This window comes from Leisingera sp. F5, assembly GCF_001593695.1.
The window spans coordinates 1-1,395 of record NZ_LUKH01000976.1; the positions used below are offsets into that span (position 1 = coordinate 1).

At 61.6% G+C, this 1,395-nt stretch carries 1 protein-coding gene; it reads left to right on the top strand.

The features are described 5' to 3' along the window. Window positions 1–316: 316 nt before the first annotated feature. Window positions 317–1,189 carry a PilZ domain-containing protein gene (locus A2I95_RS38035; RefSeq protein WP_291737598.1) on the top strand — a complete coding sequence of 291 codons (873 nt, stop codon included), beginning with the start codon at window positions 317–319 and terminating at the stop codon, window positions 1,187–1,189. Window positions 1,190–1,395 lie beyond the last annotated feature (206 nt).

Genomic DNA, 1,395 nt, shown 5'->3' on the forward strand with positions numbered 1-1,395 from the left:
TCTGTGCCCTGACTTAACTGGCGTCCCTGCTCCGCCGGGTTCATTCTGTTTTTCCCGCCCTTGCCAGCCGCGGTTCAGATCCGGGTGCCGTCCAGCCGCCAGAGACCGGCAATATTCCGCCTTTGGGGAAACTCAAAGCAAAGGCCGCCGGTACTCAAGCTTCGAGGCGTCCCTGGCCTCCGGAACATCACTGCGGCGGCTGCCTGTGCCGTCGTTCCTGCGCTCTTGACTGCCCCGAAAAGCCGTCGGCGTTAACGGCACATTTGCATTTTTACGCCATTCTTTCAGTCCAAAGGCATAAAGGAACGACCCCGCCATGCGCCAATGGCTCCCGATAACTGCACTTCTACTGGTGATTGGCCTGCTGCCGGAGCGCGCAGTTGCAAGCTGCGCTGTGCATCAGGATTTGTCGAACTTGCACCGGGCCTCAAAGGGGTTCCTCTCCTACCTCAACACTGGTCAGAGTGCATTCTATGTGCAGCATCTGCGCAGCTGGATCAGCACAAACCCGCCCGCGCCGATGCGGCAGCGGATGAAAGCGGTCGGCATTCAATCCGCCGCTGTCAGCATGGAGGAGCTTTTGAAGCAGCAGCAGGTCCTGCTGAAAATCCTCTCCAGCCAGGGCCGGGCCGCCGCGTTGGAAACCGCGCGTCATTTGGGAACCCCGGTGCTGGCGTCTGAATTCGGAACCCGTGTCGAAGCTTTGCCCTGCGACCAAGTGAAGGAAAGCGGAAACGGCAGCAAGCTGGTTGCTGTAGCCGCCTCTGACGCGCGACAGCAGCAGCAGATCAGAAATGCCGCAATTGCCTGGCTGTCCTTTCTGGTTCTGGGCGGCAGTGCACTGTATTTCCTGGACCGGATCGGCATCCGCAAAATCCGCCGCACCAAACGCTATCCCTGCGCGGTTCCCTGCGTTTTGCAGGCGGGCGGCCGGACCGTCCAGGCCCACCTGGTCGATCTGAGCCGCGCTGGTGCCAAGGTGCGCCCCGACAGCCCCTGCGAAATCTCAGGGCGGGTGACCCTTAATTTCGGCGGCTATACCATGGAGGCCCAGGTCCGCTGGCAAACCGCCGGCTATTGCGGCGTGCAATTCTCCAAGGACTTCAACTTCATGCAATTGCACCGTCTGCTGGAGGCCTTTCCGCTTCAGGGCGACGGCCTGCGCGAAGAGGTGCGGCTCGGGGCGTAACGGCCCCGGCGTGCCCGCTGTGCGATCCGGCAGGTCAGGCACAGATCCTGCGCAATTCAACTGTCATTGCAAATGCATCCGCCTGGCACCGGCGCGCAAACCTGACGTTTCCCGCACAGCCTTGCCACGCGGCCCGCATACTGCCGGTCCCTTCCGTTCCAAAGCCAAAGTCACTGGCCAGTGCCGCAAGCCATGGTGTGCAACCT